13 protein-coding genes are annotated in these 23028 nt (G+C 60.7%); all 13 read right to left on the bottom strand.

The window, feature by feature from the left end; genetic code table 11:
• Nucleotides 1-67 precede the first annotated feature (67 nt).
• The 13 genes from PL599_RS10785 to tmk all read right to left on the bottom strand — a co-directional run bounded on the left by PL599_RS10785 (nucleotide 68) and on the right by tmk (nucleotide 22991).
• On the bottom strand, nucleotides 68-7189 hold the full coding sequence (locus PL599_RS10785) for a type I polyketide synthase (RefSeq protein WP_271359054.1): 7122 nt from the start codon (nucleotides 7187-7189) through the stop codon (nucleotides 68-70).
• A 405-nt stretch (nucleotides 7190-7594) separates the two neighbouring features.
• Nucleotides 7595-8254 (bottom strand): TetR/AcrR family transcriptional regulator, encoded by a 660-nt coding sequence (locus PL599_RS10790; protein ID WP_269823941.1) that lies wholly within the window; start codon nucleotides 8252-8254, stop codon nucleotides 7595-7597.
• Between the two features lie 136 nt (nucleotides 8255-8390).
• A complete protein-coding gene (locus PL599_RS10795) occupies nucleotides 8391-9170 on the bottom strand; it encodes an amidohydrolase (RefSeq protein ID WP_137410295.1) in 780 nt (259 codons plus the stop codon).
• Nucleotides 9171-9193: 23 nt separating this feature from the next.
• Nucleotides 9194-9955, bottom strand: a complete 762-nt coding sequence (locus PL599_RS10800; protein ID WP_191218290.1) for a 4'-phosphopantetheinyl transferase family protein — start codon at nucleotides 9953-9955, stop codon at nucleotides 9194-9196.
• Complete coding sequence (locus PL599_RS10805; RefSeq protein WP_271359055.1) at nucleotides 9955-13077, bottom strand: efflux RND transporter permease subunit; 3123 nt, start codon at nucleotides 13075-13077, stop codon at nucleotides 9955-9957. The genes PL599_RS10800 and PL599_RS10805 overlap by 1 nt, the downstream gene beginning before the upstream one ends.
• Nucleotides 13074-14153 (bottom strand): efflux RND transporter periplasmic adaptor subunit, encoded by a 1080-nt coding sequence (locus PL599_RS10810; protein WP_269823939.1) that lies wholly within the window; start codon nucleotides 14151-14153, stop codon nucleotides 13074-13076. The genes PL599_RS10805 and PL599_RS10810 overlap by 4 nt, the downstream gene beginning before the upstream one ends.
• 265 nt (nucleotides 14154-14418) lie before the next feature.
• The gene (locus PL599_RS10815; protein ID WP_269823938.1) at nucleotides 14419-15720 is read right to left on the bottom strand and encodes an MFS transporter; all 1302 of its coding nucleotides are present in this window, start codon (nucleotides 15718-15720) and stop codon (nucleotides 14419-14421) included.
• A gap of 492 nt (nucleotides 15721-16212) precedes the next feature.
• Nucleotides 16213-17994 (bottom strand): chloride channel protein, encoded by a 1782-nt coding sequence (locus tag PL599_RS10820; RefSeq protein ID WP_416172487.1) that lies wholly within the window; start codon nucleotides 17992-17994, stop codon nucleotides 16213-16215.
• A gap of 21 nt (nucleotides 17995-18015) precedes the next feature.
• Nucleotides 18016-18840 (bottom strand): MBL fold metallo-hydrolase, encoded by an 825-nt coding sequence (locus tag PL599_RS10825; protein WP_269823937.1) that lies wholly within the window; start codon nucleotides 18838-18840, stop codon nucleotides 18016-18018.
• 2 nt (nucleotides 18841-18842) lie between these two features.
• Nucleotides 18843-19625 (bottom strand): TatD family hydrolase, encoded by a 783-nt coding sequence (locus PL599_RS10830; protein WP_269823936.1) that lies wholly within the window; start codon nucleotides 19623-19625, stop codon nucleotides 18843-18845.
• Nucleotides 19626-19636: 11 nt separating this feature from the next.
• Nucleotides 19637-21187, bottom strand: coding sequence for a methionine--tRNA ligase (gene metG / locus PL599_RS10835; protein ID WP_269823935.1), 1551 nt, complete (start codon nucleotides 21185-21187; stop codon nucleotides 19637-19639).
• Nucleotides 21188-21298: 111 nt separating this feature from the next.
• Nucleotides 21299-22324 (bottom strand): DNA polymerase III subunit delta', encoded by a 1026-nt coding sequence (locus PL599_RS10840; RefSeq protein WP_269823934.1) that lies wholly within the window; start codon nucleotides 22322-22324, stop codon nucleotides 21299-21301.
• Nucleotides 22317-22991 (bottom strand): dTMP kinase, encoded by a 675-nt coding sequence (gene tmk, locus PL599_RS10845; protein WP_137410305.1) that lies wholly within the window; start codon nucleotides 22989-22991, stop codon nucleotides 22317-22319. Before tmk ends, PL599_RS10840 begins: the two co-directional genes overlap by 8 nt.
• Between the last annotated feature and the right edge of the window lie 37 nt (nucleotides 22992-23028).

Below are 23028 nucleotides of genomic sequence, written 5' to 3' on the forward strand. Positions count from 1 at the left end.
GCGTCTCTCTGCCTGTTGTTACGGGTGCCCCGGAAAGCCTTCGCTTTTCCGAAGAATTGTCGGGCGGCTATTCAGCCGCCTCGACCTTTTCTTCACGTCCCACCAGCCGCGCGCGCAATTGCCGGGAAATGGTGAACTGGACATCCGACAGCCGGAAATGAAGCTGCCCCACCTCGTCATGCACGGCGATATCCACCAGCAGGCTTGCCTGTGTGAGGGATTTGATCGTCATGGAGAGGAAGAACGGCTCACCGAAACCGAGCGTGGCGAACCGGTCGACACGGCCGATGGCGGAAGGCAATCCGGCATAGTCGCTGCCGAGGATCAACCACAGCCACGGCGCCTGCATGAAGACGTCACCGATATAGGCGTTGAAGGATGTGGTGCGGAACCGCCCCTGCATCGCTTCTTCCACCGGCGTGAGTTTACAGGCGAGCGTCAGGCCATGGTCGCCGCCATTCAGCACCTCCCGCAGCCCCCGGAAACTTGGACCGTGGAACAGCAGCGGGCCTTCCTGCGGCGTGCCATAGAGCGGATAACCCAGCGGCTCATCATCTTTGCGCAGATCGAAGGAACCGAGGCGCGGGCGAAGGCTCATTTCACGGCTCAGGACCACGGTGCCGATATAGCGGTTGTGACGTTCGGAACCCGACCCGCTGAAAACCGAGATCGTCAGCGCATGCCGGTCGCCGGCAGCCAGGCCATGGGTCGCCACCGCCGGTTCGATCTGCGCCTCCAGAAGGCAGGTTTCCCCGCTATGCAAAGCAACGCCCTTGATAACCTTGAAGCCGAGCAGGGTCTCGAAACGGTAGCCGGGCAACATGTCTTCCGCTAGCTTCACCAGCCAGCTCGCTGCCGCCGTCGCCGGCAGGACGAACCGCCCGTCGACCACATGGTCGGCGAGGAAGGGCGCGGTATCGAGATTGACGACGCGTTCGACAATGCGCGAGGCCGTTATCGTCTTGACTGTGTACGCCACCTTGTAGCTGTCGCCGCCCACCAGGATCTGCGCAGCCTCGCCGGAGCCGAACTCGTCGGCGAAGAACCTGCTACCCGTTTCCACCGGAATGATCGCCAGCCCGCGCTCACTATACGCCTTCTTGAGCACGTCATTGACCATGCCGCTATCCCACGGACCCCAGCCGATGCTGCGGACGAAAGCATCGGGATAGTTCGCCTTGAACCTATGCGCGAACTTGTTCAGCGCCTCGTTCGCCATGGCGTAGTCGGTTTGCCCGGCATTGCCGAAGAAACCTGAGACGGACGAAAACAGCACCAGATGCCTTATTGCCTCCGGCCGGAGCGCCTGCATGAGGTTTTGCAGGCCGCGCACCTTGGTATCGAAAACCGCGGTGAAATCCTCAGCGGTCTTTTTCTCGATACGCTTGTCGGCCAAAAGGCCAGCGCCATGGATGATGCCAGTAACCTTGCCGAGGGTTTCCTCGACGGCGACGACCGTGCGCTCGACATCATTCGCGTTGGCGATATCGCAGGCGAAATAAGCCGCCTTGCCGCCCAGTTCTTCGATCCTGACCAAGGTCTGGCGGATTTGTGCCGCATGGCGCAGGCCATTCAGCATTTTTTCCACTTTTACCGGCGTCGGCTGTTCGCCTTCGGCCTGCATGGCCGCAATCGCCGCCGCCTTGAGGGCCTCATCGCCCTCGATGCCCTCGGCCCATTCGGGCAGCGGCGCATCGATATCCGTGCGTCCCAGCAGGGCGAAACGGACCGGGTGACGTTCGGCCAATGCAATCACGCAATCGGCGGTAATTCCGCGCGCTCCGCCGCTGACGAGCAGCACGCTGTCCGCATTGAGCCCGGTCTCCTGCTGGGTTGTCACCGGTTCGGCGCGGCCTGTCAGGGTCATACGGGATCCTTCAGAACCGCGTCCAACCTCCACCAGCGCCGTCTGCGGGTCTTCCAGTTCCTCGATGATGAGGTCGGCCGCTTCTTCAGCCGTGAGGTCCGGATCAATATCCACCCAGCGGCAAAAGACGTCTTCCCATTCGACGGCGAGCGATTTCGCCAATCCGCCGACACTCGCGCCGGCCGCGTTGAAGAGGCCCCTGCCCGCCGTTCCCAGCCCACCGTCATATTGGCTGACGGCAAAGAAGGTGCTGCGCCCCTCTGCATGCGTCAGTCGCGGTTGCAGGACGCCGGCCATGGTGAATAGCGTCTCGGCGGCGTCATAACCGACCTCGGCAAAGACTTCACCGAGCGATGCCGCTCCAGTTGCAGGTTGCAGATGGATGAAGCCGCCAATCGGACCTTCTGCCTGTTCGATTTCGGCGATCAAAGTCTCGATGGCCGCTTTGCCTCGGTCCTGGAGACTGTAATCTCTCACACCTTCCACGGCCGTTCTGGCAGCTTGCTGCTTTGCGGTTCTTTTGCCCTTTGCCGGTTTTGCCGGCGCGGACAATTGAATACGGGTGACTTTCTGCCCCTGCCCCATCAGGCGCGCGGCCAATATCTCGCTCAATCCCTTGCCGTCATCGACGATAAGCCAGATGCGGCCGGCGGCGAGCGCCAGCGGCATTCTGTCAGGCCGCGAAAGGTCCTGACGCACCACAAGGTGACGATAGACGACAGGGGCGGCGATAACCGGCTGAGCAAGAGGCGCGAATGCATCCTGCTCAGCCAAAGCTTTTTTTGGTTGGGAGTCCTCCTCGTCGCCCGTGCCGGAGAGCTTCGTGGATGTCACCACGCCTAGACGCTGGAGGGTAACGACGGAAGCACCGACCGCGGCAGACGCGCTGGCGGGGGCGGCAGGCTTCGGCGTTTCCGTAACGGCGGTCACGGGTGACACGCCTTTGATATCGGCCAGCAATTCGCCGATGGTGCGCAGGAAGAACTGCGTCATCTTGGCGATATTGCTCATGGTTTCGATATCGAAATTCTCGTCGTTGCGGTTCTTGTCCGCATCGTCCAGAAGCCGCGTGCCATTCGACAGACGGTCGAACATCGCGCCGAAAATTTCCAGACGCTTGATGGAGTCTATGCCGAGATCGGCCTCCAAATCCATCTGGTCGCCGATCATATCGATCGGATAGCCCGTGCGCTCGCTGACGATTTCCGTCAATTCACGCACCAGCCGCTCCTCGGTGATCCCTTCAAGCATCGCAATTCTCGCCTGATCCTCGGGGCTGAGAGTCCGAGCCGCCACCGCTAACGGCGTTACGACTTCTGCGGCGGGTGTGACGGCGGGCGACGAGCCTTTGATGCCGGCGAGCAATTCTTCGACCGTGCGCAGGAAGAACTGCGTCATCTTGGCGATATTGCTCATGGTTTCGATATCGAAATTCTCGTCGTTGCGGTTCTTGTCCGCATCTTCCAGAAGCCGGGTGCCATTCGACAGACGGTCGAACATCGCCCCGAAAATCTCCAGACGCTTGATGGAATCGATACCGAGATCAGCCTCGAGATCCATCTGATCGCCGATCATGTCGACCGGATATCCCGTGCGCTCGCTGACGATTTCCGTCAATTCGCGGATCAGCCGCTCTTCGGTTATGGCTTCAAGGACTGCGATTCGCGACTGATCCTCGGCGCTGAGAAGCGGAGCCTGAGCAGCCACCGGCATTGACTGAGGAACGGACATTGTCGGCACAAGCGGTTTCGGAGCGACAATGGCCGTAACCGGGGCAGCGGACGGCTGCGTAGCCGACACAATGGCGGGCTTTGTCTCCGTCTGCGGCGCGGGCGCCAAACTCTGATGATGCGGCAATGCCAGCGGTTCCGCCGGATTCGGCATCTCCAGCGTGTTCGGCAAAAGGGCCGGCACAGGCGCACGGCTGCGGACCGCCTCGCCGCTCATCAGCGACATCTGGTTGTCGAAATATCGCTCATGGTTGGAATGGTAGAGTTCCTGATTGCGCTCCAGCAATTGCAGGCTACGGGCCAGACTTGCGGTCATGCTCTCCATCTGCGGATGGCCATGGAACTTCTCCAGCAGGCTGTGCTGCTTGCTGACCAGAGACCCCAGCATGTCGATATAATCTTTCTGGTTGGTCTGGAACTGCTGGTGAAGCTGGCTGAGCAAATTCTGGCTTTCGATCTGCCTGTCCATCTGGTCCGGCTTCGGAATATTCTCGGATTGGCGCGTCATTGTTATCTCGATCCTGTCAGTGGCATGGGAGGGCTGAGTGGAGGAGGACAAATGGGGGGAGACGGGCTCTGCAACCAGTGCGGGAGCGTTCTGTACGGGCTGAGGTCCGGCCTCAGGGTCCGGATAAACAGCCGGGCCGGGCGTGTTTCGTGCGGTGCGCTCGGCGAGGAATTTCTCCACCACGCGCGTATCGTGGCGCAACGCATGTTCGCGCCGCTTGCGGTTCTTCTCGGTCAGGTAAAAACCGCCCTGAAGGGTAAAGCTGGAAGCCTGCCTGGCCGGCCGCTCCTCCGGCGAACGCTTGCGGGCGTAAGGGTCAGCCGCGGAAAGGGGCACGCCCTCCACCACCAGCTTCGCCAGCGCCCTGTGCAATTGCACTGCTTCTTCGCCATTGGCGCTTGGATTGAGCGAAACCACCGCATGCGGCTTGCCCTTTAGAATGTCGGCGGTCAGTTTGCCGAGAATGCCCTTGGGACCGACCTCGACGAACAGATAACCGCCATCGGCGTAGAGCCGCTCGATCATTTCGCGGAAACGCACGGGCTGCACAAGCTGCCCGACCAGCGCATCGCGATATTGCGCGGGGTCATCGCCATAGGGTTCGGCCGTCGCGCTGGAATAAAGCGCACAGCGCGGTCTTGTGAATTCGACGCCGGCAATACCTTCCCGGTAGGGATCGGCCGCATGGCTGACATAGGACGTGTGGAAGGCTGTCGAAACGGGCAGGGTCTGGCTGCGGCGGCCACGCTGCGAAAGCCAGGCATGAGCGCGCGCAATGGCTTCCGTGGAACCGCCGAAAACAAGCTGTTCCGGTGCATTGTCATTGGCGATCACGATATCCGGGACGGCGGCTAGCAATTCTCCTGCCTCCTCTTGACGCATCTGCGCGGCGAGCATCGCACCCGGATCGGCAAAGCCGCTCGGCATCTCGACGGCGCGGCCGCGCGCTATCGAGGCACGGTGAAAATCCGCATCCGAAAGCACGCCCGCCGCCCAGAGCGCGGTCAACTCGCCATAGCTGTGCCCGGCGACAAAATCAGGCGCAAAGCCGAGACGTCGCAGCAGCCGGAAGTAGCCGGCGCTCACCGCACCGATGGCCGGTTGCGCATTGGCGGTGCGGGTCAGCTCGCGGGCCTGCGCGAGAGTTTCCTCATCGGAAAAGGCCGGCTGGGGGTAAATGACAGCCGACAAAGGCGGAAAGCCGGCAGCGAGCGCCACGGCATCGGCCTCCTCCACCGCCTGACGCAGCTCAGGATAATCAAGGGTCACGCCCGCGCCCATATTGACATATTGCGCGCCCTGCCCCGGGAAAAGCGCAACGATACGGCCTGCAACCGGCGCCGCCTCGGGCCGGTAATAGATGCCAGCCGGATGTTCGAACGCCTTGTCAGACCCGGATTGCAGCAGGGGCACGGCCTGCGCCAGAAGTTCATGCGCTTCTTCCGGCGTCGCTGCCGCGAAAGCGAGACGGGCGGAGGATGGCGCAGGGGCGAGCCTGCCGCCATCCGCCAGATGTGCCTCGAAAAAGGCAGCCTTCGCCTCCCCGGAAAGCTGCGAAAGAGCGCCTAGGCACGTCGCCTTCAGCAAGGCGGGTGTCGGCGCATGAAACGCCAGAACCTGCGCCGACCGGCTCAGCCTGTAGGCCTCTTCGCGCGTTTCCGCTTCATATTCTTCCAGAATGACGTGGAAATTGGTGCCGCCGAAACCGAAGGCGCTGAGCGCCCCGCGCCGCAATTCGCCGCCCGGCGGGCGCATCCACGGGCGCGCCAGCGTATTGATGTATAACGGCCGGGTCAGAGCCTCTGTCGGTTCCTCCACATTGATCGTCGGCGGCAGAACCTTGTGATAAAGGCCGAGCGCCACTTTCATCATCGCCACCGCGCCGGCCGCGCAACGCGTATGGCCGATCTGCGATTTGATGCTGCCGATGGCGATGGAATGGCTCCCATCGATACCCTGCTCCTCGGACAGCCTGATGAGGCTCTTGATCTCGGTCTCGTCGCCGGATTCCGTGCCGGTGCCATGCGCTTCGATCAACTGAATGTCGGCCAGCGTCAATCCCGCCTGGGCATAGGCGCGCTTCAGCGCCTTTACCTGACCTTCCGAACGCGGCGCGAAAATGCTCTTGGCGCGGCCGTCACTGGAAGCGCCGAGCGCCCGGATCACCGCATAGATGCGGTCGCCGTCACGCTCGGCGTCCGAAAGCCGCTTCAGCACCAGATAACCGACGCCATCGCCCAGCATCATGCCGTCCGATTTCTTGTCGAAGGGCCGCGATCGGTTGCTTTTCGATAAAGCCGGCGTTTTGCTGAAGCACAGGAAAGAGAAAATCGAATTTTCGAGATTGACGCCGCCGGTCAGCACGGCGTCGCAGCTGCCATCCGTCAATTCACCGATAGCGGCCTTGATGGCGGCGAGACTGCTCGCGCAGGCGGCGTCGACCATGTAGGACGTGCCGCCGAGATCGAAATAGCTGGCGATGCGGCCACAGGCCACATTGCCGAGAAAGCCGGGAAAACTATCCTCGTTCCATTCCAGCGACAGGCCCTGCAATCGCTCGACCGTGTCTTCCGCCACCTCCGCGGACAAACCGCTATTGAGGAGGATATTACGCAGGAACGGGATTTGCTGACGCACCGCCAGTGAAAACGCCGTATTGCCGTTGCCGGAGCCGCCCAGAATGACGCCGATCCGGTCGCGGTCGACCTTGTCGGCCCCCGGCCCCAGGAGACCAGCATCCGCCATGGCCTGTTTCGCAACATGCAGCGCGAAAAGCTGCGCCGTGCTGATCGATTGCAGCATCAGCGGCGGCAACTTGAAACCGACCGGATCGAAATTGATCGGTGGCACAAAGCCGGCCTTGCGGCCATAGACTTTGTCGGCAGCGCGTGGATCGGGATCGTAATAATCCTCCGGTTTCCAATATTCCACCGGATCGACCGTTTCGACGTCGCGGATCGCGTCGTGACCGTTCACGATATTGGACCAGAAATCATAAAGATCGGCCGCATCGGGAAAATGGCTGGCCATGCCGACGATCGCGATATCCAGAGGGGGCGGTGTAGGTGTGTGGTTCTGCAGCATCACAATAATAGTCCTTCCCTGGGGACGGAAAGCAACGCTCCCGTCAGAGACAAGAAAAATCAGGATGTAATTCGAAATAATCGCGTCTTAGCGCGTAAATAGGCGAAATCAATACTCCGCTATCGGAATATTTATTAAGTATATTCGTAAGTTAATTTCGAACTTAAGTGTCTGATACCGTATAAAACACATATTCATTCAATTGAAAAGCATTAATATACTTTACGTTGAAATTTCATAATTCAGACATCTTTAGTTGAGTTGGTGAAAACTGGCTGTCAAAATCCACGCATCAACGATCGGATTTCTCATAGATACAAGCGAGCCTGCCGCCGCATGTCGGCGGCTGCCGGAGACATAAAATGAAAACCGCAGTCCGGTTTTCCAGGACTATTCGGTACGGGCCTATGCCCCAGCCGTTGCCGGCATCGCACATTGGCAGGTTTCATCCGCTGCTTTGGAATATCGCCGTGCCGATAGGAAGCGGCCGACGATCAGATGCATCATCTCAGCTTCTTTAAGTGGCTGGAAATCGGGATCGACCGCCAGACGCGAGAAAACACCGTCTATCAACGCCGCGATCCAGGTGGCGGCCCGCTCGGCGTCGAGGTTGGTGTCGATCTGTCCCCGTTCCATTCCCTTGCGCACGAGATCGGCGATGCCCGCGCGAATTTCCTGATCTGCGGTGCGTACAAGCGCATGAATGGCTGGGTTGCGAATGGCTTCGGAAGCGATTTCCAGCACCAGCCGGGCATAGGTCGGATCGGTCGCAAGCTCCAGCGAGGCGTCGACGAAACCCAAAATCGCACCGAACTGATCGTCCGCCGCGCCGAGTTCGGCAAAATAGTCAGCGGTTTCCCGACGTTCTTCGGCAACGATCGTTTCAATGATCGCTTCCTTGCTGTCGAAATAGTGGAAGAGATTGCCGGAGCTCATGCCAACCGCCGCGCAAATCTGCGCCGTGGTGGTCTGGTGAAAGCCGTTTTGCGCGAAGCAGGTAATGGCGGCTTCAAGAATCTGCTGCCGCTTGGCTTCATGCTTGGCTGGATCCAGCTTGCGGGCCATGATTGCTCCCATAAATTAATTGAGCGCTTAGTCCATTAATTATATCGCGGCCCCTTGTCAACCCGCTCTTACCCGTAAGAGGCGAATGGAGGGCGGAGGAGCACCCGCCCCGACCGAATTTCGGTTGCCAGCGGCATCAGGCGGTCAATTCAAAGCGTTCGCATTCGCGCAAAAAAGGCAGTTTCGTCCGGGTTTCATCCAGCAATTGACGGGAGAGCCGCTGCTGATGCACGGTTGCGTTCACATTGGCGTGAAAACATGTCTCGCCCAGGGGGTCGATGACCATGCTGTCGCCGTCATAGGAGAGATCATTGCCGTCGATACCGATGCGGTTGACGCCGATGACATAGGACTGGTTTTCGATGGCCCGGGCCGGCAGCAGCGTTTTCCAGTGGGAGGCCCGCCGGGCGGGCCAGCTCGCTATATAGATCGCAGCATCATATTGGCCGCGATTGCGCGACCAGACCGGGAAGCGCAGATCGAAACAGATGAAAGGCGCGATGCTCCAGCCCTTTAGCTCGATCAACTGCTGCGCCTGCCCCGGCGTATAATGCTCGTGCTCGCCTGCATAGGTGAACAGATGCCGCTTGTCGTAATGAATGAGCGTGCCGTCGGGACGCGCCCAGATCAGCCGATTGAAATAGCGGCCGTCTTCGGCAATCGCCACGCTGCCGACGATATCCGCGTCATGCCGGCGTGCAGTTTCCAGCAACCAATTTACTGCCTGCCCGTCCATGGGTTCCGCCACGGCCTTCGGGTTCATGCTGAAACCTGTGGTGAACATCTCCGGCAGGACGATCAGATCCGTCGTCTCGATCTCATTGAGATGCCGGTCGAACTGCTGCAAATTCCGCTCGATGTTTTCCCAGGCCAGATCGGCCTGCACAAGCGTTACGCGAAGATCCCTGTCACTCATCTATATCTCCCTGAAATATGGGTTTAACGACAAACAAGCCAGGTGCGGACAAAACTGCCCGCCACCGAAAAGCGTATGGAAAAACGGCGTCCCGCCGGAAGTGAGCGATGTAGCGGGCGCGTCAGTTCCAGCCGCAGTTCATCGCGACCGGGTTTTTCGAAAAGACGCGCCGCCTGGAAATCGAAATGGCGTCCAACCACCGGATAAAGCGCCTTGAACAGCGTCTCCTTGGCGGAAAACACCAGAAAAGGCAGTATGCTTGCGTCACATTCCTCCAGTTCGGCAATCAGCCTGCGCTCCAGCGGCGCCAGGGCGCGCTTCAGGATGATCTCCGTTACCGCCCCTGGCTCAATCTTTTCTATATCGACACCGACCCTGACATCGTGCTCCTGCGTTACCATGCACACGCAGATGCCGTGGGAATGGCTGATCGAGCCGCTTATGCCTGAAGGCCATACCGGCTCGCGCCTGTTGCCGATGCCGATCGGCTGAGGGTCATGCCCGAAAAGCGTGAGCGCCGCCTGCCCCAGAAAACGGCCCGCGAGAAACTCCGCCTGCCGCTTGGGAACCGCTTCCGCCAGCAGTTTCGGCATCGCCACGTCCAGCCGGTCGAACAGGGCCATCCGGTAGAATGGCAGGTGATATTGCACCTCGAGCGCGATGACGTCTTCCGATCCGGTATCGAGAAAAACCGGGCCGGACAGAAACCCCTCGGATCGCCCGGCGGCGGCGATATGCTCGTGTATGGCGGTCGCCGTCAGGCCTGAGACCGGAGCGTCTGTCATCATCCATGCCCCTGCGCAGTTTCAGCCACGCCAGCGGCTATCCGGCGCTCCGCCGCTGCCCGGTCTGCGGCGGTCACGGAGGTGAGACGTTGCAGCCTGCGGCTGAGCCAGCCGCGCAGATCGTCCATATAGGTGAAGACGACGGGCACGAAGACGAGGCTCAGCAGGGTGGACGTAATGAGGCCGCCGATCACGGCAATCGCCATGGGCGCGCGGAAACCGGCATCCGCCCCCACCCCCAGCGCCGCCGGCATCATGCCAGCAACCATGGCAAGCGTGGTCATGATGATCGGACGGGCGCGCTCGACGCCGGATTCCACCAGCGCCCGTTGGCGGCTGAGCCCGCCCTTGCGCTTCTCGATGGCGAATTCCACCAGCAGAATGGAGTTCTTGGTGACAATGCCCATCAGCATCAGCAAGCCGATGACCGCCGGCAGATCGAGCGCGCCGCCATAAAGCAGCAGACCGACAATTGCGCCGCCCACCGAAAGCGGCAATGCCACGAGGATGGTGATCGGCTGAAGAAAATCCTTGAAGAGAACGATCAGCACGGCCAGCACCATCATGAGGCCGAACAGCATGGCGGCGCTGAAACTCTGGAACATCTCACCGATATATTCGGCATCGCCATATTGCACCTGCCGCACGCCGGCCGGAAGCGAGGTCACGGCGTCGAGCGCATTGATGCGCTCCAGCGCGACGCCAAGCGGAATGCCCGCGAGATCGGCGCTGACGGTCACCCGGCGCATGCGGTCGAAGCGGTTGAGCTGCCCCGGCCCTTCCGAGACCGAAAGATCGGCCACCGATAACAGCGGCAGGCTGCCATCCGCCACCGACACCCTGAGCATGCCGAGCGTATCGAGATTGCTCTGCGCGCGCCGGTCGATCATCACGCGGATCGGCACCTGTCGGTCGCCGATATTGAACTTGGCGGAATTGGCGTCCGTATCGCCAGTTGTGGCAATACGCGTGACGGCGGCGATGGATTGCGTGGAAACGCCAAGCCGAGCCGCCTCGTCAAAACGCGGCCTGACCTGCAATTCCGCCCGCGGCAGGGGTTCGGCGGTCTGCACATTGGCAATTCCCTCGATGCCGCGCATGCCGGTTTCCACGGCAAGAGCCGCAGTGGCCAGCTTCTCCGGCTCGTCGCCGACGAGGATGACGGAAATATCGCGCGCCGCATTTTCATTCTGGAAAGCGAAGCGGATATTGGGTGTGCGAGCAATCAGGTCTGCTGCACCAAGCTCGAACTGACGCTGGGAAAGCGTACGCTCGGAGGCCGGCACGAGATTGACCAGCAGGGAGGCGCGGGCAACGTCGGGGCCGTCATCCGTCCTGCCGATGGAGGCGAAGACGCTTTTAACCTCCGGCATTTCCCGGAGCGCCGTCGTTACCGACTGCACGGCACTGTCGGTATCGCGCAGCGTCGAATCCGGCGGCAGCTCGATCAGGATACGCGACAGGCTGCGGTCGTCGCTCGGCAGGAAGCCTGAGGGCAGAAGCGGCACCAGCAGAAAGGAACCGACGAGCACCAGAACGCCGATGCCGCAGGTTTTCAGCCGATGGCGAAGGGCAAGTTCCAGAAGCGCTACGTAACCCCGGCCCATGCGGGACTTCGGCGCACCGCGTTCTTCGTGCTTCACCGCCTTCGGTACGAGAATATAGGCGGCCATCAGCGGCGTCACGAGACGCGCCACCAGCATGCTGGCGAGCACGGCAACCGACACGGTCAGGTCGAACTGCTTGAAATATTGGCCAATGACGCCGCCGATGAAGCTGACCGGCAGAAACACCGCGACGATGGTGGCGGTGATGGCAAGAACCGCAAAACCGATCTGATCGGCCGCATCGATGGATGCCTGAAACGGCCGCTTGCCCATATGCAGATGCCGGTCGATATTTTCCACCTCGACAATCGCATCATCCACGAGAATGCCGATCACCAACGTCAGCGCCAGGAGGGTGATGCTGTTGAGAGTGAAATCGAACCACAACATTACCGTGAAGGTGGGCAGGATCGAAAGCGGCATGGCCACGGCCGCAATCAGCGTCGCCCGCCAGTCGCGCAGGAAGAGGAAGACAACGACGACGGTCAGCGCAGCACCTTCGATCAGTGTCTCCATAGCGACCTGATAACTCGCCCGGGTATAATCGACGGTCGAAAGCACCCGGTTGATCTCGACGCCGGGATAGATGGCGACCAACCGGGCAATCGTGGCATTGACGGCGTCTTCGACTGCCGTGTCGCTCGACCCCTTGGCGCGGAACACCGAAAAGCCGACCACCGGCTCACCGTCGAGGCGTGACAGTTCACGCGGCTCAGCCGCGCCATCCGTCACCTTTCCGAGCGTGGCGAGCGTCGTCCATTGGCCGTTCGGCAGGCTGATCGGCCGCTCCGCCAGCTCGCTGGCGCTGATCGCGCCGCCGACGGCGCGGATCGACTGTTCCTTCTCGTTGAGCCGGCTTCTGCCGCCGGGCACATTGGTGTTGAAGGCCTGAACCTGATTGTTGATATCCTCGGCATTGATGCCGAAAGCGGTGAGTTGGTCTGGATCGAGCTGGACGGTAATTTCACGGCTGACGCCGGCAATGCGCTGCACCCGCTGCACGCCCTTGGTCGTCAGCAATTCGCGGCCGATGGCCTCGTCAACGAACCAGGAGAGATCGACGGGCGAAATTTGCGGGGCGCGAACCGCAAAATAAAGGATCGCGCCACCCTCGACATCGAGGCTGGCGATTGTCGGTTCCTCGATATCGCGCGGCATTTCGGAGCGGATCTGCGAGACGGCCTGACGCACATCGTTGGTGGCGCGGGCCGTATCGATGCCGAGCTGGAATTCCACCGTCGTGGTGGAAAGCCCGTCACCGATGGTCGACTGGATATGCCTTATGCCGGCAAGGCCCGAAATCGCACCTTCGACCCGCCGCGTCACCTGCGTTTCAAGCTCCGCCGGGGCCGCGCCCGCCTGAACGATGGAGACCGTGACAATCGGAAAATCGACGCGCGGATTGGCGTTGACCGGCAGCTTCATGAAGGACTGGATGCCGATAAGCGTCAGAAGCAGGAAAAGGACGATGGTGGGGATGGGACGGCGGATGGCCCATGAGGAAATATTGGTCATCGGCGCCCCTCTTCTTTCTGTGCGATTTCGCTGATGCCGACGATCTCATCGCCGTCGCGCAGGAAGGCGCTGGCGCTTTCCACGATGCGCTCGCCCGCGCTCAACCCTTCAAGGATTTCAACGACGCCGTTCTGCGCCTGCCCCACACGAACGGCACGGCGCGCCACCTTGTTCTCACCATCGACCACCACAAGCTGGGCCGCACCTTCGCGGCGCAGCCGCAATGCTGCTTCAGGAACGGAGACGAGGAAGCGGCGCTCGCCGAGATCGACCTTGCCGCGCGCGAAGGCACCTGCCCTCAGATCGGCGGCCGGTCGAACGGCGATGCGCACGATGCCGAGACGGCTTTGTGTGTTGACCGCCGGTTCGACGACCCGGATGGTCCCCTGAATGGCGCGGCCGACGCCATTGACCGCGATCGCTACGGATTGGCCGGTCTGCAGGGACGGCAGCACCCGTTCCGGCGCTTCGGCCAGAAACTCCAGTTCGCCATCCTGCAACAGGCGAAACAGCGGCTCCGTACCATCGGGCATCGCGCCGATACGTGCATGGCGCTGTGTGATGAGGCCGGGTTTCGGCGAAAGAATCTCGGTCCGCTCCAGCTCGAGACGGTGCTGGGTCAGTTGCGCCTGCGCACCCGCCAGTTCGGCACGGGCGCCCTCGATCTTTGCCTGCGCCATGGCCGCGGCGGCGCGGCGCTGGCCAAGCTGTTCCTTGCTGACGCTGGAGCCGGAAAGCCCTTCGGCGCGGCGCAGATTCTCGCTCGCCTCTATCTCAGCCGCCTCGGCCTCGGCAAGTGCGGCGCGGGCGCGGGCGACGGTTGCTTCTGTCTGTTCAACCTGGGCCGCGAGTGTCTTGCTTTCCAGCCGCGCCAGCAATTGCCCGGCCGCAACCGTATCGCCGACATCGACGAAAACCTCGACGATGCGCTGGCCAGTGACGGCCGTACCGATGGAAATATCGTTGCGGGCGGCGAGAAGCCCGGCAACATCCTGCCCGGCGTTGAAACCATAAGGCGCTGCGGTGACGACGGACACATGCGGCCGTACCTTGACAGGCGTCATGGTCTGACTCACGGCGGGCGCCTCCTCAACCGGCGATATCAGCCAGGTAGCACCGCCTGCAAGTCCAATGGCTAGCAGCGTCCACCAGAGCAGGCGTCTGGAAGGCCGTCGTCCTGTCGTTTCTCCGAGCAATGGCCGAGGATTTGTGGGCTGGTGGTTTGGGAAAGAGGAATTCAGGTCGTTCATGGCAGGACGGGTCCGGGTTCGAACATCGGGTGTGGCAAAAACTGCGGCGCACGGATGGTTTGATTGCATCGCAAAAAAGGTGGAGGCCCGATCATGGCGGCGATTTCTTCAGCGCGCGCGCGACCGGGTTGAGGAAAACCCAGAGCAGCAGCAGACAGAGCGTGGCGCTGAGCCCCCACAAGAACCGGGCAGCGCCGGCGGCCTCAAGGCCGAAACCGGCGATCAGCACGGCAAGCGGCGTCGCCGTCATCGCAATCGCCGCCGTGGTTCCAAGCACGCTGCCGCGGATTGCAGCCGGCGCGCGTTTCAGAAATATCGCATTGGCGAGCGGGCCGAGCGCCCCGGTGGAAAGACCGACCAGGGCCGCCGCGATGAGCAGCAAGGGACCGCTCTGAAGGAAAGCGACGAGGCCGATGGAGAGCGTCGCGCCGGATATGCCTGCGAGCAGGACGGCCCGGCCGTTCCAGGAGTGGCCGCGAATGGCGAAAACCACCGCCGACAAAGCCGCCCCCGCCCCGGAAACCGAGAGAAACAGCCCCAGATCGAGGGCATCCGCTCCGCTGGCCTTGAACAGCACCGGCAGGACAACGGCGTTGAGCGCCCCGAAAACCGCCAGCATCACCATGGCGACGATGAGCAGAAGACGCAGGATCGGCTCCGTGAGCAGAAAGCGCAGACCCGCAAAAGTCGCATCGCCGCGATCCGCATCGACGGACTTGCGCCTATGACGCGGCAAACAGATCGCGCCGATCACGGCAGCGAGCAGCGAACAGGCCGCCGTGATCATCAAGGCATATTCCATCCCGAAAGCGGCAATGGCGATCCCCGCGACCGGCGGGCCGAAAATCATCGCCGCATTATCAAGCAACTCATCTATCGAGGTGACCCGCTCGATCGGCATCCGGGCGATGCGAGCAAGTTCCGGCACCCTTGCATCATGGGCGATCATACCCGGACCGTCGAGCAGCGCCCCGACCACGATCAGGCAGAGTAGCAGGCCTATATCCATCTGCCCGGTCATCATGAGAAAGGGAATGGCCGCGACGCTCAGGGCGCTAGCGAGATCGGCGGTTACCGCAACGATGCGCGAACCGAAACGGTCGACGACGGGGCCGCCGCAGAAAGCGCCGATAACCAGCGGTATCATGCCCGCCGCCGCCGCTATCCCCGTCCATGCGGCATTGCCGGTCAGGGACAGCACGATCCAGGGCAGCGCAACGGCCGCCACCGCATTGCCGAAAAGCGACAGCCCCCCGGCAACGATGACGCCATAAAGCGGCGCACGGCGATGCGGAAGACCGAGCCCGCGAAACCCGGGCTCCGAAACCATTTCGAGTTCGCCGCAGGGCGCCGCAAAAGGCGTCGTCCCAACCGTGCTGCTTTTTGAAGGCATCGTTTTCTCCAAGTTTCATCGGCTCCCGTGCTGCAGATAAGAATGAAGGCAGTCAAAAATATCTGGCCACTCGAGCTTCGGGACCGGACGGGTGCGAACAATCCCACGTCATCTTCCCCGACTGGCCCATTTCCAGTTCGACAAATCATTAATTAAGTAGTCAGTCTATTTATTCCGCGGACTGTTTTTTTGTCAAGCAGGCGTTGAGAAAAATGACATGACAGCGAAAAATGCCGTGGGGGAGCACAGGTTCAGTGCCGTCGGACGTTGAACCAGAGGCTGACTTTGGTGGAGTTGTTGTGCATCGCATACGCGACAAATTGGTTCCCTGGAGTGGAGAAGTCCTCCGTCCCATTTCTGTGTCGGCCACAGAAATCCGGCTGACGCGGGTCTGCGCGGCGAAAAGACCGTTCCCAGCCAAGGTTTAAGGATAATTAGAAATTAAAAAAGTATAATTATATCAATATATAAAAACGATAATCTAATGTAATATTAAAACTCACCCGATGCCTCCCGGCGTCTTAAATCCAGTTCTTCGCTATAGCGCCTCAGCGTATGGCTTTCAGTCAGCAATCCCACGGGACGATTTTCGATCTTGTCGTTGACGACGACCAGGGCTTCACTTTCCGCCGCATCGAAGGCCGAAGCCGCTTGCCGGGCATTCATGGTCGGCAGCAACACGTCGTTCTTGTAATGCAGATAGGTTTCGAGGCTGATTTTGCTGGGGTCGCGATCCATCGGGTCGGCGTAGATTTCCGGGACAAGGACGATGCCGGCATAACGCCCGTCATCATGGGTCATGATCACCCGTTGCGTGGAGCCGAGCGGGAACTTCTCCTTGAAGGCCGGAAGCCCCATGCTGACATTGGCCTTGCGGATATCGGCGCGCATCATCTTGCCGACCGTCAGGTCGCGGATCCAGCCGATATCGTGGGCGCTGCGAATGCTCTCGCCCCGCAGGTGAAAACGCCAGGTGGCGAAGGAATAACCGAAGGTGGTGCGCACCACGAGCGAGGTGGTGATGACGGCGGCAAGCACCAGAGCCGTGATCTGGAAGTCGCCTGTGAGTTCCAGCGCCAGAAACGTCATTGTCAGCGGGCCGCCGATGATGGCGGCGGCAAAGGCGCTCATGCCGATCACGGCATAAACGATGGGCGCGGTCGATCCATAACCGATATAGGGTGCGCAAAGCGCGAAAATCTTGCCGAGCAGCGAGCCCATGAACAGCGACGCGAAAAAGAGGCCGCCGCGGAAGTTCGAGCCGATGGAAATGGCGCTGGCCGCTGCCTTCAGCAGAAACAGCCCGGCCACCCCATATATCGTCAGTTCGGCATCGATGTTGAGATGCAGTGCGCCATGGCCGCTCGACAGTACCTGCGGCGAAATCAGCGCAAGAGCACCCACCGCCACGCCGCCTATCGTGGGACGCAGCCAGCCCGGAATGGCGCTTTTACGCGCAGTTTCTTCGATGAAGGACACTGCCTGCATCAGCACGATGCCAATGGCCGCACACACGACGCCGAGAAAGATGGCGGGCACATAATCGGCCGGCGTCACACGGCTGGCATCGACAATATCGATCGAGATGCCATGGCCACCGATAATTCCGATGACCGTCGTCGCCACCAGCGCCGCAACGATGAGCGGCGCAAGCGTCACCACGGTATAGGTGCCGATAATGAGTTCGATGGCGTAGAACGCCCCGGTCAGAGGCGCGTTGAAGGCCGCAGCAATAGCGCCCGCCGCACCACAGCCGACAAGAATACGCATGTCCCCTCGCCGCAGTTTCAGCTTGATGCCGATCTTCGATGCAACGCCGCTGGCGATCTGCGTGTAGCCGGCCTCAAGCCCGACAGAAGCGCCAAAACCATTGGAGACGATATTCTGCACGCAGACGATGATGCTGTCCGTTAGCGACAGGCGACCGCCATGCAGCGCATTCGCCTCGATGGGGTCGATCATGGGTTTTTTGCGTGTCTTCGAAAGAATGAAGATGATCATGCCGAGCACGATACCGCCGACGATCGGCCCGGCGAGCACGATACGGCCGGAGAGATCGCTGCTGCTCAGCCGCTCGACGCCGAAAACCATAACATGCAGCGCCGTGCTCAGGGCGCCGATCAACGCCACCAGAAGGCCCGCTGCAATGCCGATCAAGACGGCAAGAAGCACCAGCCCCACTTCACCGCGCCGAAACATCGCCCGCAGGCGGCTGGCGCGCAGATTGTCGAAAAAGCTCGCCATACTGGGTGCACGGAAAGGCTTGGTCGACATGTTATTCCTTCTCAGGCGGCGTCAGGCTGCTTCGATCTCGATTTCGAAACGCATCTGATCATAAGCCGGTTCAACATGATCAGGCGTTTCACGCATCACCGTTTCATAATCGAGCGGGATGTGCATGTGGGTCAAGATCGCCCTTTTGGGTGCGAATCTTTCGATCCAGCTGAGCGCCTGTTCCAGCGAAAGATGGCTGGGGTGATAACGGTGCTGCAGCGCATCGATGACGAGGACATCGAGACCGGCAAGCTTCGGCAGGCTTTTTGCCGGAAAATCGCTGACATCGGTGCAGTAGGCGACGTCACCAATACGGAAACCCAGCGAATGCACATCGCCATGCTGCTGCATATGCACGTTGAATGGGATCGGCCCGCCTGCCCCGTCGATAATCAAGGTCGTGTCGATATCGGCAATGATCCGCGGTTCGACGATGGGCGGATAGTTGCTGCCCGGCGGGGTCTCCAGGCAATAGGCGAAACCGTCCCTTATGCGCGCCATGGTAACGGGATCGGCATAGATGGGGATGCGGTGTTTCTGAAGAGCGAAATAGATGCGCAGATCATCTATGCCGTGCAGATGGTCGGCATGGGCGTGGGTGTAAAGCACCGCATCGACGGCTTCCACCTTTGCGGCGATCATCTGCTCGCGAAAATCCGGGCCGGTGTCGATAACGACGGTCGTCCTGCCGCCATCCGGGCCGATCTGCTCCACCATAAAGGCCGCGCGCGTGCGCCGGTTCTTCGGGTTCTCGGGATCGCAGGCGCCCCAGTCGCCGTTGATGCGCGGCACGCCAGGCGACGACGCGCAACCGAGAACCGTGAAGCGACGACGGTAGATTGCCACGCCTACACCCTTGTCATCTTGGAAAAGCAGCGGAAGGCGTTTTCGGTGGTGATTTCGGCCATGCGCTCGAAGGAAACGCCATGCACCTCGGCCAGAACCTCCGCCGTGTTGACCACATAGGAGGGTTCGTTGCGCTTCCCGCGCCAGCGCTTTGGCGCGAGATAAGGCGCATCCGTTTCCACCAGCAGCCTGTCCAGCGGCACGGTGGCGGCGATATCACGGATATCCTGCGATTTCGGGAAGGTCAGAATACCGGAGAAGGACACATAACCGCCAAGTTCGACGCCGGTTCTCGCCAATTCAAGGCCGGCAGAGAAGCAGTGCAGAATGAAGGGGAACGCCCCCTTGTCGCTTTCATCGCGCAAAATAGCGGCCATGTCCTCATCGGCGCTGCGGCTGTGGATAACGAGCGGCAGCTTCGTTCGTCTTGCGGCCTCGATGTGGCGGATGAGGCCGGTCTTCTGGTCTTCCGGCTTCTGCGTATCGTAGAAATAATCCAGACCCGCCTCACCGATCGCCACGATCTTGTCGTGGCTCTCCGCGAGCCGCACAAGCTCGTCGGCGGAAATATCCAGTTCCTCGTCGGCATTGTTGGGATGCGTACCGACCGAACAGAAGACCGACGGATATTTTTCCGCGATCTTCAAAAGCTCCGGCAGCCGACGCACCCGGGTCGAGATCGTCACCATCTGGGCGACGCCAGAAGCATGGGCGCGGGCGATAATGTCGTCGCGCTCGGCCTCGAAATCGGGAAAATCCAGATGACAATGGGTATCGATCAGCATGGTTGTCGCCTTCAAGCTTCCGGCGCGACATAACGCGGGAAAACCGGCTTCGGTGCTTCCAGCGGCGTGCCCGGAACCAGACGGCCTGCTTCGCCCAAAGCAGCGAAATCACGTTTATCGGCAGGCGCAGCGACGAGATCGAGCAGCTTCTCGCTGGATTCCGGCATGAAGGGCTGCAGGAGAATGCCGATCTGGCGCACCACTTCCGCCGTAACGTAAAGCACGGTGCCCATGCGCTCAGGGTCGGTCTTTTTCAGCGCCCACGGCTCCTGCGAGGCGAAATAGCGGTCGGTTTCCGAGACGACGGCGATGATGGCCGCAAGCGCACGGTGGATGAGCTGTTTACCCATCTCCTCGCGGCAAATCTCAAGCAGCCCATCGGCGGAGCCAAGCATCGCCTTGTCTTCTTCGGTGAACTCACCGGGCGTCGGGATCTGGCCGTCGCAATTCTTGACAATCATCGAGAGTGAACGGCTGGCGAGATTGCCGATGCCATTGGCAAGATCGGCATTGATACGGGTGGCGATGCCCTCTTCGCTATAGCTGCCGTCCTGGCCGAAGGAGACTTCGCGCAGGAAGAAATAACGGACCTGATCGAGACCGAAATGGTTTACCAGATTGGCTGGATCGACGACGTTGCCGAGCGACTTCGACATCTTCTCGCCCTTGTTGAGCAGGAAGCCATGCGCATAGACCCGCTTGGGCAGCGGCAGCTTGGCGCTCATCAGAAAGGCCGGCCAATAGACCGCGTGGAAACGGATGATGTCCTTGCCTATGATATGCACGTCGGCGGGCCAATATTTCGCACGCGGGCCGTTTTTATCCTCGATGTAACCGGTCGCGGTGATGTAGTTGGTCAGCGCATCGACCCAGACATACATGACGTGCTTCGGATCGTTAGGAACCTTGATGCCCCAGTCAAAGGTGGTGCGGGAAATCGACAGGTCCTTAAGACCGGATTTCACGAACGAAATGATCTCGTTGCGACGCTCGGCCGGACCGATGAAGTTAGGGTTCTCCTCGTAGAGCTTCAGGAGTTTATCCTGATATTCGGAGAGCTTGAAGAAGTAGCTTTCCTCTTCCACCCATTCGACCGGCGTGCCCTGTGGCCCGTAACGGACGCCATCGGCGCGCACTTCCGTCTCGTCCTCGGCGTAATAGGCCTCGTCGCGCACCGAGTACCAGCCGGCATAGCTGTCCTTGTAGATGTCGCCGCTCTCGGCCATCAGGTTCCAGATATTGCGCGAGGTCTCGTGGTGACGCTCTTCCGTGGTGCGGATGAAATCGTCATTCGAGGCGTTGAGCAGCTTGCCCATCTCGCGGAACTGGTCGGAGTTGCGCTGGGCGAGATCTTCCGGCGAAATACCTTCCGCCCGCGCCGTCTGCTGCATCTTCTGGCCATGTTCGTCGGTGCCGGTCAGGAAGAAAACATCCATTCCGTCCAGGCGCTGAAAGCGTGCCATGGCGTCCGTCGCAATCAACTCATAGGCATGGCCGATATGCGGCTTGCCGTTGGGATAGGAGATCGCGGTGGTGATGTAGAACGGTGTCTTGTCTGTCATGACGGTCTATCGACTTTACAGGCTGTTTTTTGGATAGACCGCTCTTAAACCATTGTTCGCAGCAGCGAAACAACAACTTCCCCATTTCGGGTATGATTCATATCCCGGCGCCTAAACCGAACGAATATCTTCCAGAATGGAAAGCACCATCTGCTTCTTGTCGAGATTATAGGCCTGCGCCACAGTGATGCGCTCCGAAAGCGTCGAGGAAAGCCGGGCATGTTTTTCTGCCGCCGCAATGTCACCCGCCATTGCCGCCGCCCGCGCTCGCGCCATCAGCTCTTCCGTCACATGCTCCATGAAGAATCCGAGAACGATGTCGCCATCTTTCTGCGCCAGAACCTCGGCAAGCTTGTGCATGCGCTTGCGCGCGCCCGGCCCTTCGGCAGTCATCACTTCGGCAAAGACCTCGACAATGTCGGAACCGCCATAATTCATCAGTTTCAGCGCCTGCGCCACGCTGCCCTTGGCGGCGGCAAGCAGAGCGTCGCGTTTCTCACCTTCGGGGCTGATGTCGAGTTGATCGAGCGCTTGCACCATCGCCGCATCGGAAAGCGGCACGAGCCGGAGCGGCATGCAGCGCGAACGGATGGTCGGCAGCAATTTTCCCGGTGCATGCGAAAGCACGAGGAACATCGCCCGCTTCGGTGGCTCCTCCAGTATTTTCAGGATGGCATTGGCGGCGTTCCGGTTAAGATCGTCGGCAGGATCGATGATGACGATGCGCCAGTTGCCCGTGCCGGATGTCTGCGAAAAGAAGTGCCCTGCCCGCCGCACCTCGTCCACCGTAATGGCGGATTTCACACGGCCCGTCTTTTCGTCCACAGGACGGGTCAGATGCAGCAGATTGTGCGAGGCGCCGGCGGTGATCTGCCGGCTGACCAGTGATTGCGGATCGGGATCGGCAAGGAAATCCGGCGCGGATGCGGGATCGGGATGGGTCAGCACATGATTGGCGAAACGAAAAGCGAGCGTCGCCTTGCCGATCCCCTCCGGTCCCTCGATCAGAATGGCGTGATGGCCTTTGCCGGAGCGATAGGATTGCGCAAGAAAGGCCTCCGCCTCCTCGTGCCCGAAAAGCCTCGTGTTCTGCTGCGGCGCAATCGCGCCGTCGAGAACGCCCTGAACCTCACTCATGCGCGGCGTCCGCAGCTTTTCCCGCACGCTCGAGCAACGGCTCGACAAAGGACATGACATCCTCCGTCACCTTTTCCTGCGGCTGGTCGGCGTTCACGATCCGGCAACGACGCGGCTCGGCGAGCGCAATATCCAGATAGGCCTCACGACGCTTCTCGTGGGTCTCGATTTCCTCTTTTTCGAACCGATCCGGCGTAGCACCCTCATCCGCCCGTTTTCTGGCGCGGGCGAGCCCCTTTTCGGCGGCGATATCGAAGATCAGCGTCAACTCCGGCACGACGCCATCGATGGCTATCCGTTGCAGCGTCTCGATGAAATCAGGCTCCAGATTGCCGGTCGTGCCCTGATAGACACGCGAGGAATCAAGAAAGCGGTCGCAGAGCACGATCTCGCCGCGCGCAAGCGCCGGACGAATGACCTCTTCGACATGGTCGTTGCGCGCCGCCGCAAACAGGATTGCTTCCATGCGCACCCCGAAGGACTCTGCCGCACCCGAGAGCAGAACATGCCGAACGGCCTCCGCACCCGGCGAGCCGCCCGGCTCACGCGTCACGACCACCTCGAAACCACGGCCGCGAAGCGCCTCGGCAAGCGTGCGAATCTGCGTCGACTTGCCCGCGCCTTCGCCGCCTTCGAAGCTGATAAACAATCCGGTCTTTTCGGCCAATGTCACGTCCTGCGAGGAATTCACGTCAATGTTGAAA

The sequence above is a fragment of the Agrobacterium sp. ST15.16.055 genome (genome assembly GCF_027956555.1).
Taxonomy (GTDB): Bacteria; Pseudomonadota; Alphaproteobacteria; order Rhizobiales; family Rhizobiaceae; genus Agrobacterium; species Agrobacterium salinitolerans.